This is a genomic window from Pseudomonas benzenivorans (assembly GCF_033547155.1).
Lineage (GTDB): Bacteria > Pseudomonadota > Gammaproteobacteria > Pseudomonadales > Pseudomonadaceae > Aquipseudomonas > Aquipseudomonas benzenivorans_B.
In genome coordinates this window covers 3788833-3812835 of sequence record NZ_CP137892.1, presented here as the reverse complement: position 1 = coordinate 3812835, position 24003 = coordinate 3788833, and the positions used below count along the sequence as shown (strand labels likewise).

General features: G+C 68.4%; 29 protein-coding genes and 1 riboswitch. Of the genes, 12 read left to right on the top strand and 17 right to left on the bottom strand.

The genetic code is table 11. The features are described 5' to 3' along the window. The first annotated feature begins 7 nt into the window (after positions 1–7). The 5 genes from SBP02_RS17665 (at position 8) to SBP02_RS17645 (ending at position 3340) form a co-directional block, all read left to right on the top strand. Positions 8–736 carry a substrate-binding periplasmic protein gene (locus SBP02_RS17665; RefSeq protein WP_318643668.1) on the top strand — a complete coding sequence of 243 codons (729 nt, stop codon included), beginning with the start codon at positions 8–10 and terminating at the stop codon, positions 734–736. A gap of 26 nt (positions 737–762) precedes the next feature. Further along, positions 763–1401, top strand: a complete 639-nt coding sequence (locus SBP02_RS17660; RefSeq protein WP_369960425.1) for a retropepsin-like aspartic protease family protein — start codon at positions 763–765, stop codon at positions 1399–1401. Between the two features lie 108 nt (positions 1402–1509). Next, positions 1510–2130: a GTP cyclohydrolase II gene (gene ribA / locus SBP02_RS17655; protein ID WP_318643667.1), complete on the top strand. Its 621-nt coding sequence runs from the start codon at positions 1510–1512 to the stop codon at positions 2128–2130. Then, on the top strand, positions 2127–2543 hold the full coding sequence (locus SBP02_RS17650) for an MFS transporter (RefSeq protein ID WP_318643666.1): 417 nt from the start codon (positions 2127–2129) through the stop codon (positions 2541–2543). The genes ribA and SBP02_RS17650 overlap by 4 nt, the downstream gene beginning before the upstream one ends. Beyond that, positions 2543–3340, top strand: a complete 798-nt coding sequence (locus SBP02_RS17645) for a cobalamin-binding protein (protein ID WP_318643665.1) — start codon at positions 2543–2545, stop codon at positions 3338–3340. The genes SBP02_RS17650 and SBP02_RS17645 overlap by 1 nt, the downstream gene beginning before the upstream one ends. A 29-nt stretch (positions 3341–3369) precedes the next feature. Here the strand turns inward: SBP02_RS17645 and SBP02_RS17640 are convergent, their stop codons facing one another. The 8 genes from SBP02_RS17640 to SBP02_RS17605 all read right to left on the bottom strand — a co-directional run bounded on the left by SBP02_RS17640 (position 3370) and on the right by SBP02_RS17605 (position 11812). Then, positions 3370–5268, bottom strand: a complete 1899-nt coding sequence (locus SBP02_RS17640; protein ID WP_318643664.1) for a TonB-dependent receptor domain-containing protein — start codon at positions 5266–5268, stop codon at positions 3370–3372. A gap of 100 nt (positions 5269–5368) precedes the next feature. Then, positions 5369–5587, bottom strand: a riboswitch (cobalamin riboswitch). Positions 5588–5637: 50 nt separating this feature from the next. Continuing rightward, on the bottom strand, positions 5638–7533 hold the full coding sequence (gene dxs / locus SBP02_RS17635) for a 1-deoxy-D-xylulose-5-phosphate synthase (RefSeq protein WP_318643663.1): 1896 nt from the start codon (positions 7531–7533) through the stop codon (positions 5638–5640). A gap of 132 nt (positions 7534–7665) precedes the next feature. Then, entirely contained in the window at positions 7666–8553 is an 888-nt protein-coding gene (gene ispA, locus SBP02_RS17630) for a (2E,6E)-farnesyl diphosphate synthase (protein WP_318643662.1), read from the bottom strand. Then, a complete protein-coding gene (locus SBP02_RS17625) occupies positions 8550–8792 on the bottom strand; it encodes an exodeoxyribonuclease VII small subunit (protein WP_318643661.1) in 243 nt (80 codons plus the stop codon). Before SBP02_RS17625 ends, ispA begins: the two co-directional genes overlap by 4 nt. 120 nt (positions 8793–8912) lie before the next feature. Next, positions 8913–9683, bottom strand: coding sequence for a sulfite exporter TauE/SafE family protein (locus SBP02_RS17620; RefSeq protein WP_318643660.1), 771 nt, complete (start codon positions 9681–9683; stop codon positions 8913–8915). Between the two features lie 127 nt (positions 9684–9810). Further along, positions 9811–10338, bottom strand: coding sequence for an inorganic diphosphatase (ppa, locus tag SBP02_RS17615; protein WP_013717208.1), 528 nt, complete (start codon positions 10336–10338; stop codon positions 9811–9813). Positions 10339–10414: 76 nt separating this feature from the next. Then, entirely contained in the window at positions 10415–11254 is an 840-nt protein-coding gene (locus SBP02_RS17610) for a M90 family metallopeptidase (protein ID WP_318643659.1), read from the bottom strand. Between the two features lie 102 nt (positions 11255–11356). Further along, positions 11357–11812: a GNAT family N-acetyltransferase gene (locus tag SBP02_RS17605; RefSeq protein WP_318643658.1), complete on the bottom strand. Its 456-nt coding sequence runs from the start codon at positions 11810–11812 to the stop codon at positions 11357–11359. Between the two features lie 284 nt (positions 11813–12096). Here SBP02_RS17605 and mpl point away from each other — a divergent pair, with 284 nt between their 5' ends. Genes mpl through SBP02_RS17585 form a run of 4 tightly spaced genes read left to right on the top strand, consistent with a single transcriptional unit; the run spans position 12097 to position 14880 of the window. Then, the gene (mpl, locus tag SBP02_RS17600; protein ID WP_318643657.1) at positions 12097–13446 is read left to right on the top strand and encodes a UDP-N-acetylmuramate:L-alanyl-gamma-D-glutamyl-meso-diaminopimelate ligase; all 1350 of its coding nucleotides are present in this window, start codon (positions 12097–12099) and stop codon (positions 13444–13446) included. A 28-nt stretch (positions 13447–13474) separates the two neighbouring features. Further along, complete coding sequence (locus SBP02_RS17595) at positions 13475–13921, top strand: hypothetical protein (protein WP_318643656.1); 447 nt, start codon at positions 13475–13477, stop codon at positions 13919–13921. Further along, a complete protein-coding gene (gene ubiX, locus SBP02_RS17590; protein ID WP_318643655.1) occupies positions 13908–14540 on the top strand; it encodes a flavin prenyltransferase UbiX in 633 nt (210 codons plus the stop codon). Before SBP02_RS17595 ends, ubiX begins: the two co-directional genes overlap by 14 nt. Before the next feature lie 37 nt (positions 14541–14577). Next, the gene (locus SBP02_RS17585; RefSeq protein WP_318643654.1) at positions 14578–14880 is read left to right on the top strand and encodes a YceK/YidQ family lipoprotein; all 303 of its coding nucleotides are present in this window, start codon (positions 14578–14580) and stop codon (positions 14878–14880) included. Between the two features lie 6 nt (positions 14881–14886). On the opposite strand, the gene SBP02_RS17580 is transcribed toward SBP02_RS17585, so the two are convergent. The 6 genes from SBP02_RS17580 to SBP02_RS17555 form a co-directional block, all read right to left on the bottom strand. Next, positions 14887–15258, bottom strand: a complete 372-nt coding sequence (locus tag SBP02_RS17580; protein WP_318643653.1) for a thiol-disulfide oxidoreductase DCC family protein — start codon at positions 15256–15258, stop codon at positions 14887–14889. Positions 15259–15432: 174 nt separating this feature from the next. Then, positions 15433–16044, bottom strand: a complete 612-nt coding sequence (locus SBP02_RS17575) for a class I SAM-dependent methyltransferase (protein ID WP_318643652.1) — start codon at positions 16042–16044, stop codon at positions 15433–15435. An 8-nt stretch (positions 16045–16052) separates the two neighbouring features. Then, positions 16053–16412, bottom strand: coding sequence for a DUF5629 family protein (locus SBP02_RS17570; protein WP_318643651.1), 360 nt, complete (start codon positions 16410–16412; stop codon positions 16053–16055). Between the two features lie 26 nt (positions 16413–16438). Further along, entirely contained in the window at positions 16439–17080 is a 642-nt protein-coding gene (locus SBP02_RS17565) for an oxidoreductase (protein ID WP_318643650.1), read from the bottom strand. A gap of 32 nt (positions 17081–17112) precedes the next feature. After that, the gene (locus tag SBP02_RS17560) at positions 17113–18840 is read right to left on the bottom strand and encodes a C13 family peptidase (RefSeq protein WP_318643649.1); all 1728 of its coding nucleotides are present in this window, start codon (positions 18838–18840) and stop codon (positions 17113–17115) included. Positions 18841–19025: 185 nt separating this feature from the next. Beyond that, positions 19026–19481 (bottom strand): MaoC family dehydratase, encoded by a 456-nt coding sequence (locus tag SBP02_RS17555; RefSeq protein ID WP_318643648.1) that lies wholly within the window; start codon positions 19479–19481, stop codon positions 19026–19028. A 240-nt stretch (positions 19482–19721) separates the two neighbouring features. On the opposite strand from SBP02_RS17555, the gene SBP02_RS17550 reads away from it, so the two are divergent. Genes SBP02_RS17550 through SBP02_RS17540 form a run of 3 tightly spaced genes read left to right on the top strand, consistent with a single transcriptional unit; the run spans position 19722 to position 21395 of the window. Further along, complete coding sequence (locus SBP02_RS17550; protein ID WP_318643647.1) at positions 19722–20084, top strand: CidA/LrgA family protein; 363 nt, start codon at positions 19722–19724, stop codon at positions 20082–20084. Next, positions 20081–20794: an LrgB family protein gene (locus SBP02_RS17545; protein WP_369958670.1), complete on the top strand. Its 714-nt coding sequence runs from the start codon at positions 20081–20083 to the stop codon at positions 20792–20794. The genes SBP02_RS17550 and SBP02_RS17545 overlap by 4 nt, the downstream gene beginning before the upstream one ends. 10 nt (positions 20795–20804) lie before the next feature. After that, on the top strand, positions 20805–21395 hold the full coding sequence (locus SBP02_RS17540; RefSeq protein ID WP_318643646.1) for an LON peptidase substrate-binding domain-containing protein: 591 nt from the start codon (positions 20805–20807) through the stop codon (positions 21393–21395). A 16-nt stretch (positions 21396–21411) separates the two neighbouring features. Here SBP02_RS17540 and SBP02_RS17535 read toward each other — a convergent pair whose 3' ends face one another. The 3 genes from SBP02_RS17535 to SBP02_RS17525 all read right to left on the bottom strand — a co-directional run bounded on the left by SBP02_RS17535 (position 21412) and on the right by SBP02_RS17525 (position 23815). After that, complete coding sequence (locus SBP02_RS17535; RefSeq protein WP_318643645.1) at positions 21412–22728, bottom strand: bifunctional DedA family/phosphatase PAP2 family protein; 1317 nt, start codon at positions 22726–22728, stop codon at positions 21412–21414. Further along, positions 22725–23441, bottom strand: a complete 717-nt coding sequence (locus SBP02_RS17530; protein WP_318643644.1) for a DNA-3-methyladenine glycosylase — start codon at positions 23439–23441, stop codon at positions 22725–22727. The genes SBP02_RS17535 and SBP02_RS17530 overlap by 4 nt, the downstream gene beginning before the upstream one ends. 101 nt (positions 23442–23542) lie before the next feature. Then, a complete protein-coding gene (locus SBP02_RS17525) occupies positions 23543–23815 on the bottom strand; it encodes a hypothetical protein (RefSeq protein ID WP_318643643.1) in 273 nt (90 codons plus the stop codon). Positions 23816–24003: the final 188 nt, after the last annotated feature.

Here is a 24003-nt window from a genome sequence, read left to right as displayed (position 1 = left end):
GGCGGAGATGCACGGCTTCTGGCTGACGATACTGATAGGGCTGTTGGCCTGGACCGGCGCTCGGGCCGAGCCGGTCGTGCCGACGCAGGTGCGCCTGGCCAGCGAGGTCTGGGAGGATGACACCGAGGCGGACGGCACCGGTCTGGCCTGGGATATCCTGCGCCAGGTGTTCGAGCCGGCCGGCGTCGAACTGGTGATCCAGAGCGTGCCCTACACCCGCTCCATCGGCCTGGTGCAGCGCGGTCAGGCCGATGCCTGGGTCGGCTCTTACAAGGACGAGATCGATCAGGGGGTGGTCTACCCGCGCTGGCACTACGATGCCGACCGGATCAGCGCGCTGGGCCTGGCCGAGCGCCCGGCGCCGACCCTGGCCAGCATCGGCGCGACGCAGCTGGTGTGGATGCGTGGCTATGCCTTTCAACGCTATCTGCCAAACTTGACGCGCTACCGGGAAGTTCAGCGTGATAGCGATATCCTGCAGATGCTGCAGTATCGACGGGCCGACTTTTTCCTCGACGCCCACGACGAGCTCGAGGTCCTGCTCGGTCGCGCCGCCGAGCCGGCGCGCTTTCGCCTGACGCCATTGACCCGTCTGCCGCTGTACCTGGGCTTCGCCGATACGTCCCGGGGGCGCGCCCTGGCTGCGCTGTTCGACAGGCGCATGGACGAGCTGGTCAGGCGTGGCAGCCTGCGGCCGGTGTTCAAGCACTGGCAACAACCCTATCCCTTCGACTAAGGAGAGCAACGAGCGTGAAACAGGGATTGAAATGGCTTGCGGCCGGCGTGCTGCTGGCTGCCGCCGGATGCCTCTGGGCCGAGCCGCAGGTGCGGGTGGTCGGCCTGTTCCCCGGGGCGGCGGTGCTCAATGTCGACGGTCAGCGCAAGCTGGTGAAGGTCGGCCAGACCGGGCCGGGCGGCGTGCAGGTGGTCAGCGCCGACAGCCGTGGCGCGGTGTTGCGGGTCGGTGGCGTCGAGCGCAGCTATGGTCTGAGCCGCGAGTACAGCGACGGCTTCGCCGAAGCGAGCAAGCGTCAACTGAGCATCGCCAAGGGCATAGGCGGGCACTACTGGGCCGCCGGTTCGGTGAACGGCCACCCGGTGCAGTTTCTGGTCGATACCGGCGCCACCTCGATCGCCCTCAACGGCGGCCAGGCCCGCCGCCTGGGCATCGACTACCGGGTGGAGGGCCGGCCCCTGCAGGTCAGCACGGCCAGCGGCACGGCGCGAGGCTGGAAGGTCAACCTCAAGAGCGTCAAGCTCGGTAGCCTGGAGGTGCTGGGGGTCGAGGCCGTGGTGCTGGAGGGCGACTCGCCGACCGAGGCGCTGCTCGGCATGAGCTTTCTCAGCCGGGTCGGCTGGAAGGTCGAGCAGGATGTGTTGGTGCTGGAGTCCAAGCACTGAGCCGGGCCGATCCTTATCATCGGTAATTCAGGCTGACCCGCCGGCAGGGGCTGCTGTTACAATGCCGCTCTTGCCACTTTCCCGCCCTTATCTGCTTAGGAGCATCCGGTGCCTGTCGTGTTCGTCGCCGCCTCCCAACTGCCTACGCCGTTCGGCGTGTTCACCATGCATGGCTTTCTCGAGGAGGCCACCGGCAAGGAGCACGTCGCGCTGACCTTCGGCGATGTCGCCGACGGCGAGCCGGTGCTGGGGCGCCTGCATTCCGAGTGCCTGACCGGCGACGCGCTGTTCAGCCTGCGCTGCGACTGCGGTTTCCAGCTCGAGGCGGCGCTGCGCGCGATCGCCACCGAGGGCCGCGGCGTGCTGCTCTACCTGCGTCAGGAGGGCCGTGGCATCGGCCTGCTGAACAAGATCCGCGCCTACGAGTTGCAGGACGGCGGCGCCGACACGGTCGAAGCCAACGAGCGCCTGGGCTTCGGCGCCGATCAGCGCGACTACGCGATCTGCCGGCCGATGCTCGAGCACCTGGGCATTCGCGCGCTCAAGCTGATGACCAACAACCCGCGCAAGGTCAATGCCCTGGGCGATATGGGCGTGGCCGTGGCCACCCGCGTACCGCTGCAGATCGACCACAACCCGCACAACAAGAAGTACCTGGCGACCAAGGCCGGCAAGCTCGGCCACCTGCTCGGCAACCTGCATCAGGGCGAGGTCGAGGACTCCCTGTGAGCCGTGGCGAGATGCGCCGCCGCCTGGCGCTGGCCTGGTGGGGGCGGGTGGCGCTGGCCCTGGCGCCGCTGTTCGTCCTCAACCTGCTGTTCGGCGCCGGTCGTCAGCCGGGCGTGCTGGCCATGCCGCTGTTCATCGCCGGGCTGCTGGCGATGTTCGCCAGCCTGCCGTTGTTCGGGGCCTACAAGCGGGCCCTGGTGGCGACCGAGAAAGCCCTCGATAGCCCCCAGGAGGCGGATGCCTGGCAGGCCTTGGGCCTGTGCCGGGGCCGCGCCATGTGGGTGGCCGCACTGCCGGCCTGGATTGCCGCCGTTGCCATCTTCGCCGGCCTGGAGGGGATACCGCTGCTGCTGCTCGGCCTGTCCAGCCTGGTACTGCTCTACCTCTACCGCATTCCCCGCCAACTCGGCTGATGCTTCGCCTGGCGCTGTTTCTGCTCGGGTTGCTGGCCTGGCCGGCACTGGCGGTCGAGCGGGTGGTCAGTCTGGCGCCTTCGCTCAGCGAAATCGTCGTGGAGCTGGATGCCGTCGACCTGCTGGTAGGGGTGCTGGACGGTGGCGAACGGCCGGCCTCGCTGCGTCACCTACCCTCGGTGGGGCGCTATGGCCAGTTGGAGATGGAGAGCCTGATCGGTCTGCAGCCCGACCTGGTGCTGCTCTGGCCCGACAGCATCAGTCCGGCCCAGCGCCAGCAACTGCAGGACTTCGGCATTCCCCTGCTGATCGCCGAGCCTCGCGACCTGGACAATCTGGCCGAGCAGTTCGCCGAGATCGGCGCGCGCCTCGGTCGCCCCGAGCAGGGGCATCGACTGCGCCAGCGCTTCGGCGAGCGGCTCGCCGAGCTGCGCGCCCGTTACCGCCGCGAGCGGCCGCTGCGGGTGTTCTACCAGATCTGGGACAAGCCGCTGTACACCATAGGCGGGCGGCAGATCATCAGCGATGCCCTGCGCCTGTGCGGTGCCGAAAACGTCTTCGCCGACCTCGCCCTGCCGGCGCCGCAGGTCAGCGTCGAGGCGGTGCTGCAGCGCGACCCCGAGGTGATACTCGCCGGCTCAGGCGCCCAGCTGGATATCTGGCGCAGCTGGCCGGATCTGGCCGCGGTGCGCCGCAACCAGCTCTATCCGGTGCCGGACAAGGGCCTGGAGCGCCCCAGTTTTCAGATGCTGGCGGCCACCGAGAAACTCTGCGAGCAGCTGGCCAAGGCACAATGAAAACGCCCCGCGATTGCGGGGCTCGGCATTTATAGGGATGGCGTCCAAGTCAGCGAGAGCTGGGCGCTGCGGCCTTCCTCGCGGAAGCCGTAACGGGTCACGGGGCTGAAGAGCGTGCTGTTATCCGGTCTGGTGTAGGTAGCCTGACTGTAATCCTTGTCCAGCAGGTTCTCGACCTTCACTTGCCAGTTCAGCTCGTTACTCATCTTCCAGCTGCCACGCAGCCCAAGTAGGCCATAGCCGGCCACTTCGACTGTATTGGCTGCGTTGTCGTACCGGCTGGAAGCGGCTTGCCAGCTCAGGCCCGCGCCGAAATCGCCGAACTGGCGATCGAGGTCCAGGCTGAGGCTGCGCTTGGCGCGTCTTGGTAGGGTGTGACCCGTGTCGCGGTCGCGTGGGTCGACCCAGCCGGCGCTCAGCACTGCCTGCCAGCCCAGCAGGTTACGCTCCAGGCTCAACTCCAGACCTTGCAGGCGGGCTTTATTGACGTTCTGCGGCTGGCTGAAGAAGGTCACGGGGTCGCTGACCACGGTGATCAGGTCCGTTACCTCGGTGCGGTAAGCCGCCAGGCTCCAGACGGTGTCCAGGTGCTCGCCGCGCAGCTGCACTTCGTAGGTCTTCGAGTGTTCTGGGTCGAGATCCGGGTTGCCACCGAAGAACGGCGGGATATCGAGGTACAGGTCGTTGAAGGTCGGGGCGTGGAAGCCTTCGCCATAGCTGAGGATCAGGTCCAGTTGTTGGCTGAGGTTGAGGGTCAAGGCGGCGTTGGCGGTATTCTCGCTGCCGAACTGCTCATTGTCGTCATGGCGTAGACCCAGCTCGGTAGCGAAGCCGTCGCCCTGATAGCGGTGCTGGATGAAGGCGGCCTGGTTCCAGCGCGCGGTTTCGCTGAAGTCGCTGCTGCTGTTGAGGCGGTCTTCATACCAGTCCGCGCCCAGTAGCAGTTTCTGGCTGTCACTCAGGCGCAGGGTGTTCAGCCAGCTGGCGGAGTCGCGGTAAGTGTTGAAGCTGAAGTTGTTGCCGCTGTTGAAGCGATCGCGGTTGTCGCTCTTGTCCTCGGTGTGGCCCAGTTCGAGGCGGCTGGTCCAGGCGTCCAGCAGCCGGGCTTCCAGGTGAGCGGCGATGCTGGAGACGCTAAAGCGCTCGCTGGGGTTGCCGGGTGCGAAGCTGAACAGGTCGTCGTACTCAGTCTCGCCGCGCTGATCGAGTAGGTTAAATCCACCTTTCAACTGATCGTTGAAACGGTGATCCAGGCTCAGGTTGAGAGCCTGGCGGCGCAAGCCATCGTGGTCGGCATCGCGGCCTCGAGCGTCGTTGGAACGATCGAAGCCAGCCGATTCGTCGAGGCTGGCGCCGAGGTCGAAGCGGGTCTGATCGTCTCCACCAGACAGTCCGAGACTTCGCTCAAAGCTCTGTTGGGTGCCTGCAGCCAAGCGCACGCGTGGTTGTAGGCCCGCTTCACCGCGGCGGGTGAAAATCTGGATGACACCACCAATGGCGTCGGCGCCATACAGTGCCGAGCGCGGGCCGCGCACCACTTCGACCCGCTCGATCTGTTCGGGGCTGAGAAACTCAAGGCGCGCCAGGCCGCTCGCTGCGGCGTTAAGGCGTACACCATCGACCAGCACCAGGGTCTGGTTGGAGTTGGCGCCGCGTATAAATACGCTGGTCAGGCTGCCGCGACCGCCGTTCTGGACGATCGAAATACCGGGTACGCGGCTGAGCAGTTCAGGCACGCTGCGCACCTGCAGACGTTCGATATCCTGGCGGGTGAAGACCGAGGTGGCGGCGGTGGCTTGGCGCTGCGGTTCGGCTTGGCGGCCTGAAGTCACCACCAGCGGCGGCGCCTGATAGGGCTCGGCGGGATTTGCGGCCAGAGTCAGGCCGGGCGTCAGGGTCACGGCCAGGGCGAGGCGGGACAGTTTCATCGATCAATCCTCAAAAGTTAGAAGTCTTTCGAGGAGGGCAGGGACAAGCACGGGCGAGGAGGCGGGCGCCGGTGCTTGACGGTGATGCCCTCCGCAACACCAGTCAGATCGCGTCGAGGCAGGTCTCCGGGCTGCCGACTGGGGGGGTCCCACCTTCCCGGGCGAACCCAGTGGTGTGTCGGGAAAACCCGTGCTCGCAGGCGAGCACCGTCGGTTACCGTTGCGGGGGCAGCGCAGGCCTTGCGGCCGTGGGGACGGTCGCGCACCTGCTTCCCTTTTCACGCGGCGCGGGGCCGCGACCTCGGACAAACGAAGCGCCGCGCACCATAAGCGCCGGCGGCGGCTAAAGCAATGCAGCCGGTCGGCTGCTCAGTTCACCAGCGCGTCCAGGCGGGCACGCACGGCGGTTTCGATACCGGCGGCGTCCAGGCCGCACTCGGCGAGCATCTGCGCGGGCTTGGCGTGTTCGACGTAGTAGTCCGGCAGGCCCAGGTGCAGCACCGGTTTGAGCAGGTTCTCCTGGGCCAGGAACTCGCTGACCGCGCTGCCGGCGCCGCCCATGATGCTGTTTTCCTCGACGGTCACCAGCAGCTCGTGTTCGGCCGCCAGCTGGCGCACCAGGGCCTCGTCCAGGGGTTTGACGAAGCGCATGTCGACCACCGTGGCGTCCAGGGTCTCGCCGACCTTCAGCGCCTCGGTCAGTTGCACGCCGAATACCAGCAGGGCGACCCGGCTGCCCTGACGACGGACCACGCCCTTGCCGATCTCCAGGGGTTCCAGGCCCGGTTCGATGGGGGCGTTGGGGCCTCTGCCGCGCGGGTAGCGCACCGCCGCCGGGCCCAGATGCTGGTAGCCGGTCGTGAGCATGCGGCGCAGCTCGTTCTCGTCGCTGGGGGTCATCACCAGCATCCCGGGGATGCAGCGCAGGTAGGACAGGTCGAAGCTGCCGGCGTGGGTCGGGCCGTCCTCGCCGACCAGGCCGGCGCGGTCGATGGCGAACAGCACATCGAGGTGCTGCACCGCGACGTCGTGGATCAGCTGGTCGTAGGCGCGCTGCAGGAAGGTCGAGTAGATCGCCACCACCGGTTTGGCGCCGTCGCAGGCCATGCCGGCGGCCAGGGTCACGGCGTGCTGCTCGGCGATGGCCACGTCGAAGTAGCGCTCGGGGTAGCGTTCGCTGAAGGCCACCAGGTCCGAGCCTTCCTTCATCGCCGGGGTGATGCCGACCAGACGCCGGTCCTGCGCGGCCATGTCGCACAGCCACTGGCCGAACACGCTGGAGTACTTCGGCCCCCCGGCTTTCTTCGGCGCGGCCTTGGCGTCTATCGGCTCCAGCTTGGTGATGGCGTGGTAGCCGATCGGGTCGACCTCGGCGGGGGCGAAGCCCTTGCCCTTCTTGGTGATCACATGGAGGAACTGCGGGCCTTCCAGGTCGCGCATGTTACGCAGGGTGGCGAGCAGGGTCGGCAGGTCGTGGCCGTCGATGGGGCCGATGTAGTTCCAGCCCAGTTCCTCGAACAGGGTGCCGGGTACCAGCATGCCCTTGGCGTGTTCCTCGGTCTTGCGGGCGATCTCCCAGGCCCCGGGCAGGCGCGACAGGACCTTCTTGCTGCCCTCGCGCATGCTCGCGTAGGTGCGGCTGGAGAGCAGCTTGGCCAGGTAGTTGGACAGGCCGCCGACGTTGCGCGAGATCGACATGTCGTTGTCGTTGAGCACCACCAGCATGTTGGCCCCCACGTCGGAGGCGTGGTTCAACGCCTCGAAGGCCATGCCGGCGGTCAGCGCGCCGTCGCCGATCACCGCCACCGACTTGCGCGTGCTGCCCTGCATGCGGGCGGCGATGGCCATACCCAGGGCGGCGCTGATGCTGGTGCTGGAGTGGCCGACGCCGAAGGTGTCGTACTCGCTCTCGCTGCGCCGCGGGAAGGCGGCGATGCCGTCCTTCTGGCGCAGGCTGTTCATCTGCTCGCGGCGTCCGGTGAGGATCTTGTGCGGATAGGCCTGGTGGCCGACGTCCCACACCAAACGGTCGTCCGGGGTGTCGAAGACGTAGTGCAGGGCGATGGTCAGCTCGATCACCCCGAGGCCGGCGCCGAAGTGCCCGCCGGTCTGGCCGACCGTGTAGAGCAGGTATTGGCGCAGCTCGTCGGCCAGGGCCTCCAGTTCGGCCTCGCCCAGGCGCCGCAGTTCGTCCGGCGTGTTCGCGCGGTCGAGCAGGGGCGTCAGCGGGCGCTCGCGGGGAATCTCATCGAAGGTCGTCGGCATCGGGCGAATCGTTATAGGCAAAAAGATGCGGCAGTTTACCCGAAAGCGATGCCAAGCTTTAAGCCATAAGTCCGTGGCGTCGGGGGAGTCGGCCCAGCCCCATGGGCGGGCGCCGGACGGCCGGCGCCCGCCTCAGTGGCGCCGTGCGACTATATAGCGGGCCAGCTCACGCAGCGGCTCGGCGCCGCTGTCGAACGGGCGCAGGGCGTGCAGGGCCTGGTCGCGCAGCTCCAGGGCGTAGGCCTTGGCCTGCTCGAGGCCGAGCAGGGCCGGGTAGGTCGGCTTGTGGTTGGCCTGGTCCTTGCCCTGGGTCTTGCCCAGGGTGGCGGTGTCGCTCTCCACGTCGAGGATGTCGTCCTGCACCTGGAACGCCAGGCCGATGGCTCGGGCGTAGGCCTGCAGGGCCTGCAGGGCAAGCTCGTCGGCGCGGCCGCTGGCCAGGGCGCCGAGGTGCACGCTGGCCTCGATCAGGGCGCCGGTCTTGTGCCGGTGCATGGACTCCAGGGCCGCCTGGTCGAGGCGCTGGCCGACCGAGCCGAGGTCGATGGCCTGGCCGCCGACCATGCCCGCGGGGCCTGCGGCCTGGGCCAGGCAGGCGACCATCGCCAGGCGCAGCTCGGCGGCGTGCGGGTTGCAGCGCTCGTCGGCGAGCACCGCGAAGGCCAGGCTCTGCAGGCCGTCGCCGGCGAGGATGGCGCTGGCTTCGTCGAAGGCCTTGTGGGTGGTGGGCTGGCCGCGGCGCAGGTCGTCGTCGTCCATCGCCGGCAGGTCGTCGTGGACCAGGGAGTAGGCATGGATCAGCTCCACCGCGCAGGCGGCGCCGTCGGCCTGCTGGGCCTCGCCGCCGAGGGCCTCGCAGGCGGCGTAGACCAGCAGCGGGCGCACCCGTTTACCGCCGTTGACCACGCTGTAGCGCATGGCCTGGTAGAGCCGTTGCAGCGCTTCGCTGGGGGGCTGGAGCAGGTCGTTCAGTGCGGCATCGACGCGCCGTTGGCACTGCGTCTGGTAGTCCGCGATCATGCCGGCCGCTCCGGGTCGAAGGGCGCCTGCTCCAGTTCGCCATCGCGCTCCAGGAGCATCTGCACCTTCTGTTCGGCCTGGGTCAGGGCGGCCTGGCAGTCGCGGGTCAGGCGGATGCCCTGCTCGAAGGCGGTCAGCGAATCTTCCAGCGACAGCTCGCCGCTTTCCAGGCGTTCGACCAGGTTCTGCAGGTCGGTGAGGGACTGCTCGAAGTCGAGCGCGGCTTTCTTGCGGGCCATGGCGGACGGTCTCTGGCGGGGGCTCTGGCAGGGTGTATAACCGCCGCGACACTAGCAGAGCGGCGGCCTGCGGGCAAACCGGCCGGTCCTGTCTGGCCGCGCGAAGCCCCCGGGTGCCGTTCAGCCGGCGAAGTAGGTGGCCCAGAAGTAATAGGCCGTCATGCCGCCGCCCACGGCGATCACCAGGCTGCGCAGCAGGGCCGGCGGCAGGCGCTGGCCGAGGGCGCCGCCGGCATAGCCGCCGAGGGTGGCGCCGCTCAGCAGGATCGCCAGTTCTGCCCAGCTGACCCGCCCGGCGACCACGAAGGTCAGCGTGGCGATGCTGTAGATCACCGCCGAGATCAGGTTCTTCAGGGCGTTGGCTCGGGCCAGGGGGTGGCCCTCGATGGCGAATGCCGCCAGCTGCAGGATGCCCATGCCGGCGCCGAAGTAGCCGCCGTAGATCGACACGCCGACATGGGCGCCGAGCGACAGCGGGCCGTGCGGCGGCTGTGCGGCGGGCGGGCGGCGGGCGGCCAGGGCGCGGCTGAGCCAGGGGCTGGCGGCGAACAGGGCGGTGGCCGCCAGTAACAGCCAGGGGATCAGGTGGCGGAAGATTTCGTCGCCGCCGGCCAGCAACAGCAGGCCGCCGCCCAGGCCGCCGAACAAACCGGCCAGCAGCAGCGGCAGCAGGTAGCGGCCCAGTGGGCGCAGGCTGCCGCGGGCGGCCCAGGCCGCGGCCAGGCTGGCCGGCCACAGCGCCACGGCATTGGTGGCGTTGGCGGTGACCGGCGGCAGGCCGGCGGCGAGCAGGGCCGGGAAGGAGAAGAAGGTGCCGCCCCCGGCCAGGGCATTCATGCCGCCGGCGGCGAAACCGGCGAGGATCAGCAGCAGGATATCGCTCGGGCTCATGGGGCTGTCCGTGGCAAAAGAGTGGAGCTTACCCAGCCCGGTGCCGTCGGCCAAGCGGGCTCGGCTCGCGCGAATCGCAGGCATAAAAAAGCCGGCTTGTGGCCGGCTTTTAGGGGGTGGGCAGGGCTTATTTTTGGTAAGCCGCGACCGCCTTGTTGATCAGGCCGCGGGCCTCTTCGGCGCCGCCCCAGCCTTCGACCTTGACCCACTTGCCCTTCTCCAGATCCTTGTAGTTCTCGAAGAAGTGCTTGATCTGCTCGATCAGCAGGGCCGGCAGGTCGGTGTATTCCTGAACGTCCTTGTACAGCACGGTCAGCTTGTCGTGGGGCACGGCGACCAGCTTGGCGTCGCCGCCGGCTTCGTCGCTCATGTGCAGCACGCCCACCGGCCGGGCACGGATCACCGAGCCCGGCGCCACCGGGTAGGGGGTGACCACCAGCACGTCGAGCGGGTCGCCGTCGTCGGCCAGGGTGTGCGGGATGAAGCCGTAGTTGGCCGGGTAGAACATCGGGGTGGCCATGAAGCGGTCGACCATCAGGCAATCGGTGTCGTGGTCGATTTCGTATTTGATCGGCGCGTGGTTGGCCGGGATTTCGATGGCGACGTAGATGTCGTTCGGCAGGTCTTTACCTGCTGGAATCTTGCTGTAGCTCATGGGGCGACTCCCGGGGGTGGCCAAAAAAGTGGCGCGATTATAGGCACATTCCCCGGCGCTTGCTACGCCGAGATGCCTAGCCATTGGTCGCGGTCGGCCTCTCTTTGGCGCTGCTCCGGTAGTCCGGGTGAGTGCCTTGCAGGTGTCGCAGGCGCGCCAATGGGTCCTGGCGGTAGAAGCGCGCGAGCTGGGCGTAGACGGCGGGGAAGGATTCGCCGAGCAGGTCCGGGGCGCTGAAGAAGTATTCGCTGGTCACCGCGAAGAATTCCGCCGGGTCTTCTGCGGCATAGGGGTCGATGGCGGTCTCGGCATCGGGATCGGCGTCCAGCTGGGCGTTGAGGCGGTCGTAGGCGTCCTGCATGGCGCCGGCCCAGTCGGCCACGCGCATGTCGGCGTGCAGCGGTGGCAGGCCGTTGGCGTCGCCGCCGAGCATGTCCAGCTTGTGCGCCAATTCGTGGATCACCAGGTTGTAGGCGTCCCAGCCGCCGCTGCTCTGCACCCCCGGCCAGGCGAGGATCACCGGGCCCTGTTGCCAGGCCTCGCCGCTGTGTTCGGCGTCCCACTCGTGGACCACGCCGCTGGCGTCGCGGTGGCGCTGGGGACTGACGAAGTCGTCGGGGTAGAGGACGACCTCGTGGAAGCCGCCGTACCAGTCCAGTTCGTCCAGGTGCAGCAGCGGCAGCACGGCCTGGGCGGCCAGGCTCAGGCGATCGAGGCTGTCCAGTTCGACGCCGGGCAGGGCGGTGATGCGCTTGCCATGCAGGAACAGCACGGCACATTCGCACAGGCGCTGGAGTTCGGCCGCGTCGAGACCGTCGAGGATCGGCAGACGCTGCAGCACGGAAGCCCAGATGGCGGGCTCGACCGGATGGCGGGCAAGGATGCGCCGGCGGCGCCAGGCGCGAAAGGACCACATGGAGAGTCGGCTCGGGTTGGCTAATGGCCTACCTTAAGCGGCGCCCGGCAGGGCGGCAAGCCGGTAGCGGCCACGCCTGCGTCGGGCTAGCGCCTGGGTGGCTCAGTCGCCGTTGACCGGTAGCACGTAGTTCTTGAACTGGGTGTCTTCGCGAAAGCCGATGGACTCGTAGAGCGCCTGCGCCACGGCGTTGTCGCTGCTGGTGGACACGCGCATGCGCACCGCGTTGGTGTCCTTGGCCATCTTCTTGGCGGTCTGCAGCAGGCGGTCGGCGACCAGCTGGCGACGGGCGTCCTCGGCGACATAGATGTCGTTGAGAATCCACACGCGCTTGAGCGACAGCGAGGAATAGCTCGGGTACAGCTGGCAGAAGCCGAGCAAACGGTCGTCATCGTCGGCCAGGGCCAGGTAGATCACCGATTCCTGGCGGCGCAGGCGGGTCTCCAGGAACTTGCGCGAGGAGTCGGGATAGGGCAGTTCGCCGTAGAATTCGCGGTACTTGACGAACAGCGGGGTCAGCAGGTCCAGGTGCTCCAGGGTGGCAGTGACGATGCGCATTGGCGGCCTCGACTTCAAGGGCGTGGGCGGATACAGGCAATGCAGGTGCGATGCCGGCGGACGTGGCGATGCTGCCTAAGGGGATTTGAAAGCGCAATCCAAGCGAGCGTTTGATCGATTACCCGAAGGTCTGCTCATAAGCACGCCGGGTGGCGGGTTTTGCGACTTTTATCGCGCGGCGGCGGTCTTGCCGGCGCGGTGGCTGGGGGCCGGGCAACGGGCCGCTGTGCTAACCTGCGGCGAGTTTCCACCGGGCCCGCTCGGGCCTGCTTCAGGGGTTATTCATGCATATCCATATTCTCGGCATCTGCGGCACCTTCATGGGGTCGCTGGCCGTCCTGGCCAAGGAGCTGGGCCATCGGGTCACAGGTTCCGACGCCAATGTCTACCCGCCCATGAGCACCCAGCTCCAGGCCCAGGGCATCGAGTTGACCCAGGGCTACGACCCGGCACAACTCGACCCGGCACCGGATCTGGTGGTGATCGGCAACGCCCTGTCGCGCGGCAACCCGGCGGTGGAGCAGGTCCTCAACCAGGGCCTGCCCTATGTCAGCGGGCCGCAATGGTTGGCCGACCATGTGCTGCGGGACCGCTGGGTGCTGGCGGCGGCCGGTACCCATGGCAAGACCACCTGCAGCAGCATGCTCGCCTGGGTGCTGGAGCACGCCGGCATGAGTCCGGGCTTTTTGATCGGCGGGGTGCCGCAGAACTTCGGGGTGTCCGCGCGCCTCGGCGGCACGCCGTTCTTCGTGGTCGAGGCGGACGAGTACGACAGCGCCTTCTTCGACAAGCGCAGCAAATTCGTCCACTACCGCCCGCGCACCGCCATCCTGAATAACCTGGAGTTCGACCACGCGGACATCTTCCCGGACCTGGCGGCCATCGAGCGGCAGTTCCACCATCTGGTGCGGACCATCCCCGGCGACGGCCTGATCATCCATCCCCGGGACGACGAAGCGCTGCAGCGGGTGATCGGCATGGGCTGCTGGACCAGGGTCGAAACCACGGGCGAGGGCGGTCAATGGCAGGCGCGCCTGCTCAGCGAAGACGGTTCGCGCTTCGAAGTGCGGTTCGACGGCCAGGCGGTCGGGACGGTCGACTGGCCGCTGACCGGCCGGCACAACGTCGCCAATGCCCTGGCGGTGCTGGCGGCGGCGCGCCATGTCGGCGTGGTGCCGGCGCTGGGTTGCGCGGCCCTGTGCCTGTTCGTCAACGCCAAGCGACGCATGGAGAAGGTCGCCGAGGTCAGGGGCGTGACGGTCTACGACGACTTCGCCCATCACCCGACGGCCATCGCCACCACCCTCGACGGCCTGCGCAAGCGCATCGGCGACGCCCGGCTGATTGCGGTGATCGAGCCGCGCTCCAACTCGATGAAGCTCGGCGCCCACCGCGACGGCCTGCCGGCCTCGGTGATCCAGGCCGATTCGGTGTACTGGTACGCGCCGGCCAACCTCGGCTGGGACCTGGCGGCGACCGTGGCTGCGAGCACGGTGCCGACCCGGGTCTGCGATTCGCTGGAGGCGATCATCGAAGGGGTCAAGGCCGAGGCCGCGCCCGGCACCCAGGTGGTGATCATGAGCAACGGCGGCTTCGGCGGCCTGCATGGCAAGTTGGCCCAGGCACTGGCCTGAGCTGGTATTGAAGGCCAAGGAAGTGAATATGGACGATTTCAATCCTTACAGGGCGCCAGGCAGCTCGCTCGCGGTAGAGATGCGGTCTCGGCGTCCTGGCCTCAGCCTGTTCTACCAGGTGCCTAGCCTGCTATATGCCAGTGTCATCGTGCTGGCCACCTTGATACTGCTGAGCAGCTATCCGCAAAGCCTGCAGGATTCGCGTGCGCCACTCGCACTGCTTCTCTTTTATGCCCCGGTATTGTGCTTTCTGTTGCTACGTTGGGGCACGCCGCGTCTGGTGCGTTTCGGTCTGGGTCTACAAGCGCTTTTGGTGCTATGGATCATCTACCGGTTTATCGACAATCTAGCCTTCGCCGGCCCGGAGTTGCGTATCGGCAGTGCATTACTTGGTATCAATTTGCTCGCCTTGCTTGGCGGCCTACAACAAGCCAAAGCCAGGCCCTTACCAAGGAACACAGATGAACAGTCCTGAACGCATCACCCTGGCCATGACCGGCGCTTCCGGCGCCCAGTACGGTCTGCGCCTGCTCGACTGCCTGGTGCAGGAGGAGCGCGAGGTGCATTTCCTGATCTCCAAGGCCGCGCAGCTGGTCATGGCCACCGAGACCGACGTGACCCTGCCGGCCAAGCCTCAGGCCATGCAGGCTTTCCTGAGCGAATACACCGGCGCCGCGCCGGGGCAGATCCGCGTCTACGGCAAGGAGGACTGGATGGCCCCGGTGGCCTCCGGCTCCGGTGCGCCGACCGCCATGGTGGTGGTGCCCTGCAGCACCGGCACCCTGTCGGCCATCGCCACCGGCGCCTGCAACAACCTGATCGAGCGGGCCGCCGACGTGGTGCTCAAGGAGCGGCGCCAGCTGATCCTGGTGCCACGGGAGACGCCGCTGTCGAGCATCCACCTGGAGAACATGCTCAGGCTGTCCAACCTGGGGGCGGTGATACTGCCGGCGGCGCCGGGCTTCTACCACCAGCCGCAGACGCTCGACGACCTGATCGATTTCGTCGTCGCGCGCATCCTCAACTGCCTGGACATTCCCCAGGACATGCTGCCGCGCTGGGGCGAGCACCATCAGGTCAGTGGCGATGACTGAAGGGGAGCGGCCGGGCGGCAGCCGTCGGCTTACGCCCGTGGCTTGTCCGTCCCGCTGCCGGTTGGCGGGCCTGCTGCTCCTCGTCCTGCTGGGCAGCGGCTGCGCCAGCGTGCGCACCCTGGATGCGGCCAAGCCCGGTGCCCCGGTGATCTATGCCGGCACCCGCCTGGACTGGTACGCGATCGAGGGCGGCTGCTGCCCGCTGGAGCGCTTCGGCGCCGAGGCGCCCGCATATCCGGCGCTCGACCTGCCGGCCAGCGCCGTGCTGGATACCCTGCTGTTGCCCTTCGCCCTGGCGGTCGAGCTGGGCGTGAGCCTGGGTGTCAGCGGCGGGCTCTAGCCGCGATCACCAGTGCTTCAGCCAGCGGTTCCAGCGGTACAGTCCGCGGGCGAACAGGTTGTAGCCCCAGCGCGCCAGCGGCTGCAGGCCGGGCAGGCGCAGCAGCCGGCCCAGCCAGCGCTGGCCGCGGGTGTGCTGGAAGAGTTCGGCGAAGGCGTCCACGCCGATCGCGATATGCCCGCTTTCATCCTTCAGGTACAGGCGCTCGCGCACCTGCTCCAGGTCGCTGTCCAGTTCCGCCACCGACTCGGGGCGCTGGTGCACGTCGATCCATTCCACCGGGCAGCTGGCGCCTGCGTGCATGCGCCGCCGCTGGCCCTCGATGCCGGCTTTGCACACCGGGCAGGCACTGTTGTAGAAGACCTTGATCTTGCTCATGGCTCTGCCATCTGAGTCGGGGCCGCCGCGGCGGGGTGGGTGTGGACTCGCCGCTGCAGCGTCTGGCCACGGGCTCGGCGCGGACGGGGTCGCGGTTCAGGGTGGCCGTCTCTGCGCAGGCCAGCCCATCGTCGACCCGCCGACTGGCGAGGTCAAGCGGCGCGGACCGGATGCCTAGTCGGCCCAGCCGGAATAGACGTAGGTCATCGGTCTGGGGCCTTTCAGGTAGCGGGCTTCCAGCGTGCCGAGACGAAAACCGCCGGCGCTGATCAACGCCGGGATGTCGCGATCGAGGTGGCAGCCGCCGGCCAGGGGCTTCCAGTAGGGCGTGAGGCGGTTTTGCCAGCGTGCCACGGCGGCATCCGGGGCCAGGCCGTGTTCGCAGAACAGCAGGCGGCCGCCGGGTTTCAGCACCCGGCGCATCTCCAGCAGCGCTGCCCGCGCATCGGGGATGGTGCACAGGGTGAAGGTGCAGACGATGTCGTCGAAGCTGGCGTCGGCGGCCTGGATCTGCCCCAGCTCCAGGGCGATCATCTCGACCGGGATGCTGATCCGCGCGGCACGCCCCCGGGCCAGCTTCTGCAGGGCGGCGCTGGGGTCGACGCCGAGGATGGCGCTGACCCTGGCGGCATCGTAGAGCGCCAGGTTGAGGCCGCTGCCGATGCCGATCTCCAGCACCCGCCCCCGGGCCAGGGGCACGACCTGCGCGCGGGCCTGCATCACCTCGCCCAGGCCACAGGCCAGGTCGATCAGCCGTGGCAGCAGGTAGCGCTCATACAGCTGCATCGCGAGGATCAGGCGTCGTCATCGTCAGGGGCCTGCCCCTCATCCTCATCGTTGTCGCCGCTGACCGCCGCGAAGCACTTGATCAGGTGGCGCTCGTCGCCCTCGGTCAGGTTCCAGCCGTCGCGTTCGGGGTCGAAACCGGCCGCCATCACCGCGGCCAGGGAAAATTGCCAGTGGCGGCGGGTGCGGCCGTCGAGGCCCTCGGCCTTGAGCAGGGGTTTCTGTTGGCTGCCGGCGTCGGCCGAGCCGGCGCTGACCTGGGCCAGCAGTTCCTTGTCCAGGCTGAACTGCCAGGCATACAGGCCGTCGACTTCGAGCATGTCGGCGTCCTGCAGGGCATCGATCAGGCTGTTGTGGGGGGTACTCATAGGGGGCTCGCCTTCAACATTGGGGGTCAGCGACCGAGGCGGCGCAGGCGGTCGGACTCGATCACGCGTACGCCGCGGTCTTCTTCCAGGGCCAGGCGCCAGAGCGCGCGGGCCAGGGCGGTGGCCTCGATGCCGCCGTATTTGCCCGGTAGCCAGCGCAGCAGCGGTGCAGCCAGGCGCTCGCCCAGGCGGAACTCGCGACGTGGACCGAGCAGCAGGGACGGTCGCGCCAGGGTCAGTTGTGGCCAGTCCTGAGCCTTCAGGGCCGCTTCCATTTCACCCTTGATGCGGTTGTAGAACACCGAGGAGTGCGGGTTTGCGCCCAGGGCGCTGACCACCAGCAGGTGGCGGGCGCCGAGCTCGCGGGCGCGTTGGGCGAAGGCCACGACCAGGTCGAGGTCGATGGCGCGAAAGGCTTCCTGGGAGCCGGCTTGCTTGATGGTGCTGCCCAGGCAGCAGAAGGCGGTGTCGACCGGCCCGCTCAGCTGCGGCAGTAGCTCGAGCAACTCGCCGACCGGGTTTTCCAGGTGCGGGTGCTCGGCCAGTGGCCGCCGGCTCGGCGCCAGGACGCGCTCGACCGTGGGCTCGCTGAGCAGGCGATCCAGCAGGTGCTCGCCGGTCAGTCCGGTGGCGCCGGCGAGGAGGATGCGCTGGGGCGTCAAATACATAGATGTCGAATCTCCGCTGGTTATCGCTCAGCTTAGTGGCTGCTCGTCGATTTGTCGGTGGGGGCGGCGCTCAGGGCCTGGGTGGCCTGCTGCCGGCGCCACTCGCGCCAGTGCGCGAGGACGGCCTGCGGCGCCCAGATCTGCGGTTCGGACGGCTCGAAGCCGTCGGCCGCCTCGCGCTCGGCGACCCGCGCCTTGGCCAGCTCGAAGGCGCGCTGCAGGTCATCGGTTTGTTGCAGGGCCTCGGCGAACAGCGCTCGGCCGAAATAGGTGAAGTCGTTCTCTTCCGAGCAGCCGAAGGACACCCGGTCGGCGCGGGCGGCGGCCATCACCAGGGTCTTGTCGTCCTGCAGCTTGGGGATGAAGCCGCCGGCATAGCAGGCCGAGATCACCAGCACCTTGTGCCGTTCGCGCAGCGGTTGCAGCAGCGTGGCCAGTTCGTCGGCGGCCAGGTCGGCCAGTTGCAGGCGCGGCTGGTCGAGGTTCAGCTCATGCTGGGGCGAGCCGTGGCTGGTCAGGTAGAGGAATACCAGGTCTTCCGGGCCGCTGCGCTCGGCCAGGGCCTGCACCGCGCGGCGCAGGCTCTCGCGGGTGGCCAGCGGACGGTCGGCGAGGTGATCGCGATGGTTGACCAGGGTCAGGCTGCCGCGGGCGGCGAAGCGCTCGCCGAGCAGGCGGGCGACATAATCGGCTTCGCGCTGGAACACGCTCTGCTTGCCGTCGCCGGCCAGGGTCAGGGCATAGAGTTCGATCCGCGGGGTGGACGCCGGAACCGCGGCGATGGCCTCGGCGAGCAGGCGGCCCTGCTCCAGCAGACCGAGTTCCAACGGGTCGGGCAGCAGCTGCCCCTGTTCGTCGCGCACCCGCCGGCCGCGCTGCCAGGTGCCGCCTTGCTGGCCGCCGTCGGCCAGGGTCAGGAGACCATCGCCGGCATACTCGCCATGGGCGAACTGGCCGTCGTAGTGACTGCCGTCCGCCAGGCGCAGGTGGCCCTGGCCGTGGTAGCGCCAATCGCGGAAGCGGCCCTGGTAGTGGGTGCCGTCGCTACCCTGGTACTGGCCGGCGCCGCTCAGCGCGCCCTCGACGAAGTGTCCGCTCCAGGCGTCGCCGGCGGCACTCTGGTAACGGCCCTTGCCGTGGAACTGGCTGTCGCGGAAGCCGCCGCTGTAGCGATCGCCGTCGGCGCCTTCGAAGCTGCCCTGGCCGTGCAGTTGGCCGCGGACGAATTCACCACTGAAGCTGTTGCCGTAGGCATCGCGGCGCACGCCCTGGCCATGGGGCTGGCCGCGACGGAACTGACCCTGGTAGCTGCTGCCGTCGGCCCATTCGAGGTGCCCCGCACCGTCGAACAGGCCGCGCTTGAACTCGCCGCGGTAAACCTGTCCGGCCTGCTCGAGGGTGCCTTCGCCGGAGAAGCGGCCCTCGCGGAAACCGCCCTGGTAGCGGCTGTCGTCGCCCTGGCGCAGGCTGCCCTGGCCGTGAAAGACGCCGAAGCGGAAGTCGCCGAGGTAGTGCTCGCCCTGGGCCCCTCGCCACTCGCCGGCGCCGTGCAGCTGACCGTCCTTGAAGGCGCCGGCGAACCAGCTGCCGTCGCGGTAGTCGAGGCGCCCGGGGCCTTGCAGCAGACCGTCGACCACCTCGCCACGGTAGCGGCCGCCATCGGGCAGTACGGCATCAGGCGGCAGCAAGGACTCCGCGTCGCCGCAGGCGGCGAGGAGCAGGGCGAGGCCGAGTGGGGCCAGGTGGGTGAGGCGGCGCATCACGAGCATCCCGTTCTAAGCACTGTCGGCAGTATGCCGCAAAGTACGGTGCGCGCGGTGCCCCGGTGCACAGCTTGGCCGCCAGGCGGGGCGCTTGGGGCCGGGCCCGAGCGCCCCGGAGAGGGACCGGTAGGCGGGGACGCCCAGACAGGGGCGCTCAGACAGGGTCGCTCAGACAGGGTCGCTCAGACGAAGCAGAGGGTCAGCGGTTCGGCGATATAGGCCGGTTTCTCCTGACCCTCGATCTCCAGCACGACGCGGGCCTTGAGTAGCCACTGGCCGGGATTCTTCTCATGGGCGTCGACCAGGGTCACCGCCAGGCGCACCTTGGCCCCGACCTTGACCGGCTGGATGAAGCGCACGCTGTCGAGGCCGTAGTTGACGGCCATCTTCAGCCCTTCGGGCATGATCATCAGGCCTTCCATCAGCTTGGGGATCAGCGACAGGGAGAGAAAGCCATGGGCGATGGTGCCGCCGAAGGGGGTCAGCTTGGCCCTCTCCGGGTCGACGTGGATGAACTGGTGGTCGCCGGTGCATTCGGCGAATTGGTTGATCCGCTGCTGGTCGATGGTCAACCAGTCGGAGCGTCCGAGCTCCTTGCCTACATGATCTTTGAGCTGTGCGACGGGTACTGACGACATACTTCCTCCTTGATGGGATAGGCGCGTTGTTCTGACGAATCGAAACGCACGTACCAAGATCATCACGACACGGATGCCGGGTCAAGCATGCCGCGCGGCTGAATGCCGGGGTATAGCCGACGGCATGCCGTCCCTATAATGACCGCGGTTCGCCCGGGCGCCGCTGGCGTCTGGCCCTGTGCATTGCGGTTTCGGCTGCGTCACTGCGGTGCTCGTCGATTCCCGGTTTGGAGATTGCCCATGTTGTTACGCGGCCTGTCCTGGCTGGTGCTGTGCCAGTTGCTCGGTACCGCCCTGAATGTCCTGCTGCTGCCGATGCTGCCGGGGCCGATCATCGGCATGCTGCTGTTGTTCGGTTTTCTGCTGCTGCGTGGCGAGGTCGGCGAACCGGTGCGGCTGGCCGCCGGCAGCCTGCTCAAATACCTGCCGTTGCTGCTGGTGCCGCCGGCCGTGGGGGTGATGGCCTACGCCGAGGCGATAGTCGCCGATTTCTGGGCGGTGGTCGGCGCCCTGGTGCTGTCGGTGGTGCTGTCGTTGCTGTTCGCCGGCTGGTTGATGCAGAAGCTGATCGCGCGCCAGCAGCGCCGTCGGGAGGGGGCATGAGCTTGGACTGGTACGGCGCCTGGCAGGCGGTGACCCACCATCCGCTGTTCGGCGCCGGGGTGACCCTGGGGGCCTATCAGCTGGGGGTGGCGGTCTACGAGAAGACCCGCTGGGTCTTCCTGCAGCCGGTGCTGGTGTCGATGCTGATCGTCATCGCCGTGCTCCTGCTGTGTGGTCTGAGCTTCGCCGAGTACCGGGCCAGCGCCGAGGCGGTGAGTCTGTTTCTCGGCCCGGCCACCGTGGCGCTGGCGGTGCCGCTGTATCTCAACCTGCGGCGTATTCGCCAGCTGTTCTGGCCGACCGTGCTGACCCTGCTGGTCGCCGGCGTGCTGGCGACGCTGCTCGGGGTCGGCCTGGCCTGGCTGTTCGGTGCCGAGCGGATCATCCTGATGAGCATGGCGCCGAAGTCGGTGACCTCGCCGATCGCCATGCTGGTGGCCAGCCAGATCGGCGGCATCGCCGCCCTGGCGGCGGTGTTCGTGATGATCACCGGGGTGATCGGGGCCATCGTCGGCCCTGCGCTGCTGCGCCGGTGCGGAGTCAGCCATCCTGCGGCGCAGGGCATGGCGCTGGGCATGACCGCCCATGCCGTGGGCACGGCGCAGGCGATGCAGCTGAGCGAGGAGTGCGGCGCCTTCGCCGCGCTGGCCATGAGCCTGATGGGCATGGTGACGGCGGTGTTGTTACCCTTGGTAGTAGCGCTGGTCTGAGGAGGGCACCATGACTCTACCCCTGTTTCCGTTGAATACCGTGTTGTTCCCCGGTTGCCTGCTCGACTTGCAGATCTTCGAGGCGCGCTACCTGGACATGATCAGCCGTTGCATGAAGCGGGGCGAGGGCTTCGGCGTGGTCTGCATCGTCGAAGGCGAGGAGGTCGGCGAGGCCGCCAGCCGGTTCGCCGCGATCGGTTGCGAGGCGTTGATCCGCGACTTCCAGCAGCGGCCCAATGGTCTGCTGGGCATCCGGGTGGAGGGGGGGCGGCGCTTCCGGGTGCAGCGTGCCCAGGTGTTGCCGGACCAGCTGACCCTGGCGGAGGTCGATTGGCTGGAGGACGACCCGCAGCGGCCGCTGCTGGCCGAACATGCCGATCTGGCGGCGCTGCTCGGCGCCCTGGCCGAGCACCCCTTGGTCGAGGGGCTCGGCATGGGGGGGGCGGTCGGCGACCAGGCGGCCCTGGCCAACCAGCTGGCCTACCTGCTACCGCTGGCCGCCGAGCAGAAGCTGCAGGTGCTCGCCCTCGACGAACCCCAGGCGCGCCTGCAGTTGCTGCAGGCGGCACTCGCCCAGCTGCAAGGCGAACTGGGCGTCTGAGCGCCGGTCTGGCCATTCAATAGCGGTACTGCAGCAGGCCCTCCGACAGGTGCCAGGTGGCGACGGTGCCGAGCAGCGCCAGGCAGGCCGGCAGCACCAGCCACCAGACCCGGGCCGGCAGCGCCGCCAACGGCCTGCGCCATTCCGCCAGGCCCAGGGTCAGGCCGCAGATGCCGGCGGCCAACAGGGCGCCGGCGATGATGTCGCTCGGCCAATGCACCCCCAGGTAGACCCGCGACAGGGCGATCGCCACCGCCGGCAGGCCGGCCAGCAGCAGCCAGCTCAGGCGCAGGCGCGCCGGCTGGCCGCGGCCGGCGAGAATACCGAGCAGCAGGAAGAAGGCGAACGCCGCCGAGCTGTGGCCGCTGGGAAAGCTGAAACTGTCCAGCGGCTCGAGCAGCACCTCGGGGCGCTGGCGGGCGAACAGGCTCTTCAGTGCGGCATTGGCCAGCGCCGTGGTGAGCAGGGCACTGCCGACGAGCAGGGTCGGGCGCCACTGCCGGGTCAGCAGGAGCAGCAGACAGAGCAGCAGGCCGGCGGCCAGCTGGGTGGTGAAGTCGCCGAGGCGGGTGACCAGTACCATCAGTTCGTCGAGGCTGTTGCTGCGCTGCTCCTGCAGCAGGGCCAGCAGACCCTGGTCGAGTGAGCCCAGGTGCGGCCAGCCGAGAATCACTCCGAGCAGCAGTGTCAGGCTCAGGCCGGCGGCGATCAGGCTGCTGCGGCCATAGCCGCGCAGGCTGCAGTGGGCGCTGACGATCAGCAGCAGCCCCAGCCCGCCGGCGAGCATCAGGGTCTGGGGCCAGAAGCCCGGTGGCAGTGGCAGGCGCAAGGCCGCACCGGTGGCCCAGCCAGGCAGCAGGTAGGCCACCGCCCAGCCGGCGGCGGCGACCAGGCTCACCGCGGCGAAGCGTCCGGCCGGCATGTTGAACATGCCGGCCACCATCGGCAGCATCGGACGCAGCGGACCGATGAAACGGCCGACCAGCAGGCTGGCGACGCCGTAACGCTGGAAGTAGTTCTCCGCGCCGGCCAGCCAGTGCGGGTGCTGGCGCAGCCCCGGCAGGCGCCGGATGTCCTGATGGAAATAGCGCCCCGCGGCATAGGACAGGGCATCGCCGAGCAATCCGCCGCAGAAGGCCAGGGCCAGGGTCTGCCAGAGGCCCAGGGCGCCGTTGCCGGCCAGCACCGCGACGGCGAACAGCAGCACGGTGCCGGGCACTATGATCCCGGCGATCGCCAGGCACTCGATGCAGGCGATCAGGAACACCGCCAGCCCCAGCCACTGCGGATGACCCGCGAGCCAGGCGGTCAGGTTGTCGAGCCACGCCATCATGCCGGCCCCTTGGCGCCGTCGAGCAGGCTGTAGTCGCGGCCTTCGACCTGGCCGCGGCGCAGCGGGTTGCGCGTGCAGAAGCGGGCGAAGGCCGCATCGACGAAGCGGTAGGGCAAGTGTTCGTCACGGCCGGTGGGGATGCCCAGGCGGGTGGTCTGGATGATCCGCTCGGGGCGCGCGCCGAGGTCTTCGACGAACAGGCGGCGCGGGTCGAAGCGCCGTGCGTCCCAGTCCGGCACCTTCAGGCCCAGCGCCCGGCACAGCAGGGTCTGGCCGGCGCACAGGCGCTCGGCCGGGCGCGGCCGGCCCTGGGCGTCCGGGTTGTTGGCCTGCATCCGCGCCAGACTGGCGGCGCCGGAGTGGTTGTCCAGCCAGGGGCGGGCGGACTTGATCAGCACGGCATTGCCCGGCCCCTGGGCGCTGAAGTTCAGCGAGTCGCCGCCGCGGGCGTAGTACATATAGATGTGGCCGCCATCGGCGAACAGGGCGCGACGCTTGTGGGTATAGCCGAGGGAGGCGTGGCTGCCTTTCTCTGCGCAGTAGTAGGCCTCGGTCTCGATGATCTGCGCGCTCAGCCAGAGTTCGCCTATGCGGTGGCGGATCACCTTGCCGAGCAGTTCGCGGGCCAGTGTCTGGGCGTCGCGGTCGAAGAAGGCGTCGCCCAGGGGGCGGGCGTCGGGCCAGGGCAGGTCGGGATGGCTGTGGTCGGGCATGGCGTGTCGGCAGGTCCGCAGAAAGCAAATGCCCGACATGATAATGAGTAAGTCCGCCGCGTGGTGCGACGAATGCGTGGAACGGTCCCCTGTGCCTGGGCTCAGGTCACTGCGCGCAGCAGCACTTCTTCGACCGCGTCGGCGCGGGCAAGCAGGGGTTCGCCGGTCAATTCGCTGATCAGTCGGAGGTGCTGGTCCAGCTCCTTGCTGACCGACTCCATCCTGGCGATCATCCGCGAGCCGGCTCCGCGTATGCTGGGGTCGGTGCTACGCAGCAGGTCGAACGACAGCGAGGTCATCGCCGCGGTCATGTGGGTCAGGCTGCGTGAGGTGAGCGTGAGCAGCTCGGTGAGTTGCTGTTCCTTGTGGTTCATGTCGGTCTTCCTTGGCCGGTATGCGGAGATCGGGGGCGCACCCCGGGTGGGTGCGATCGCGCATGGCGATATGCTATCACGTGCGTGCGGGTGACTGGCAAGTGGCCGGCCCGCGGTGCCGGGCCGCCCGCCGGGTGTAGAGCGATCCGCATGCCATCTGCCCGGCGCCGCTGTGCGCGGGGCGGCGG

Excerpts from the sequence above, each read along its gene's own strand:
- SBP02_RS17665 (WP_318643668.1), top strand. The coding sequence starts at position 8 with ATGCACGGCTTCTGGCTGACGATACTGATAGGGCTGTTGGCCTGGACC.
- SBP02_RS17645 (WP_318643665.1), top strand. The coding sequence starts at position 2,543 with ATGCTTCGCCTGGCGCTGTTTCTGCTCGGGTTGCTGGCCTGGCCGGCA.
- SBP02_RS17640 (WP_318643664.1), bottom strand. The coding sequence starts at position 5,268 with ATGAAACTGTCCCGCCTCGCCCTGGCCGTGACCCTGACGCCCGGCCTG.
- dxs (WP_318643663.1), bottom strand. The coding sequence starts at position 7,533 with ATGCCGACGACCTTCGATGAGATTCCCCGCGAGCGCCCGCTGACGCCC.
- ispA (WP_318643662.1), bottom strand. The coding sequence starts at position 8,553 with ATGATCGCGGACTACCAGACGCAGTGCCAACGGCGCGTCGATGCCGCA.
- SBP02_RS17625 (WP_318643661.1), bottom strand. The coding sequence starts at position 8,792 with ATGGCCCGCAAGAAAGCCGCGCTCGACTTCGAGCAGTCCCTCACCGAC.
- SBP02_RS17620 (WP_318643660.1), bottom strand. The coding sequence starts at position 9,683 with ATGAGCCCGAGCGATATCCTGCTGCTGATCCTCGCCGGTTTCGCCGCC.
- ppa (WP_013717208.1), bottom strand. The coding sequence starts at position 10,338 with ATGAGCTACAGCAAGATTCCAGCAGGTAAAGACCTGCCGAACGACATC.
- SBP02_RS17610 (WP_318643659.1), bottom strand. The coding sequence starts at position 11,254 with ATGTGGTCCTTTCGCGCCTGGCGCCGCCGGCGCATCCTTGCCCGCCAT.
- SBP02_RS17605 (WP_318643658.1), bottom strand. The coding sequence starts at position 11,812 with ATGCGCATCGTCACTGCCACCCTGGAGCACCTGGACCTGCTGACCCCG.
- mpl (WP_318643657.1), top strand. The coding sequence starts at position 12,097 with ATGCATATCCATATTCTCGGCATCTGCGGCACCTTCATGGGGTCGCTG.
- SBP02_RS17595 (WP_318643656.1), top strand. The coding sequence starts at position 13,475 with ATGGACGATTTCAATCCTTACAGGGCGCCAGGCAGCTCGCTCGCGGTA.
- ubiX (WP_318643655.1), top strand. The coding sequence starts at position 13,908 with ATGAACAGTCCTGAACGCATCACCCTGGCCATGACCGGCGCTTCCGGC.
- SBP02_RS17580 (WP_318643653.1), bottom strand. The coding sequence starts at position 15,258 with ATGAGCAAGATCAAGGTCTTCTACAACAGTGCCTGCCCGGTGTGCAAA.
- SBP02_RS17575 (WP_318643652.1), bottom strand. The coding sequence starts at position 16,044 with ATGCAGCTGTATGAGCGCTACCTGCTGCCACGGCTGATCGACCTGGCC.
- SBP02_RS17570 (WP_318643651.1), bottom strand. The coding sequence starts at position 16,412 with ATGAGTACCCCCCACAACAGCCTGATCGATGCCCTGCAGGACGCCGAC.
- SBP02_RS17565 (WP_318643650.1), bottom strand. The coding sequence starts at position 17,080 with ATGTATTTGACGCCCCAGCGCATCCTCCTCGCCGGCGCCACCGGACTG.
- SBP02_RS17560 (WP_318643649.1), bottom strand. The coding sequence starts at position 18,840 with ATGCGCCGCCTCACCCACCTGGCCCCACTCGGCCTCGCCCTGCTCCTC.
- SBP02_RS17555 (WP_318643648.1), bottom strand. The coding sequence starts at position 19,481 with ATGTCGTCAGTACCCGTCGCACAGCTCAAAGATCATGTAGGCAAGGAG.
- SBP02_RS17550 (WP_318643647.1), top strand. The coding sequence starts at position 19,722 with ATGTTGTTACGCGGCCTGTCCTGGCTGGTGCTGTGCCAGTTGCTCGGT.
- SBP02_RS17545 (WP_369958670.1), top strand. The coding sequence starts at position 20,081 with ATGAGCTTGGACTGGTACGGCGCCTGGCAGGCGGTGACCCACCATCCG.
- SBP02_RS17540 (WP_318643646.1), top strand. The coding sequence starts at position 20,805 with ATGACTCTACCCCTGTTTCCGTTGAATACCGTGTTGTTCCCCGGTTGC.
- SBP02_RS17535 (WP_318643645.1), bottom strand. The coding sequence starts at position 22,728 with ATGATGGCGTGGCTCGACAACCTGACCGCCTGGCTCGCGGGTCATCCG.
- SBP02_RS17530 (WP_318643644.1), bottom strand. The coding sequence starts at position 23,441 with ATGCCCGACCACAGCCATCCCGACCTGCCCTGGCCCGACGCCCGCCCC.
- SBP02_RS17525 (WP_318643643.1), bottom strand. The coding sequence starts at position 23,815 with ATGAACCACAAGGAACAGCAACTCACCGAGCTGCTCACGCTCACCTCA.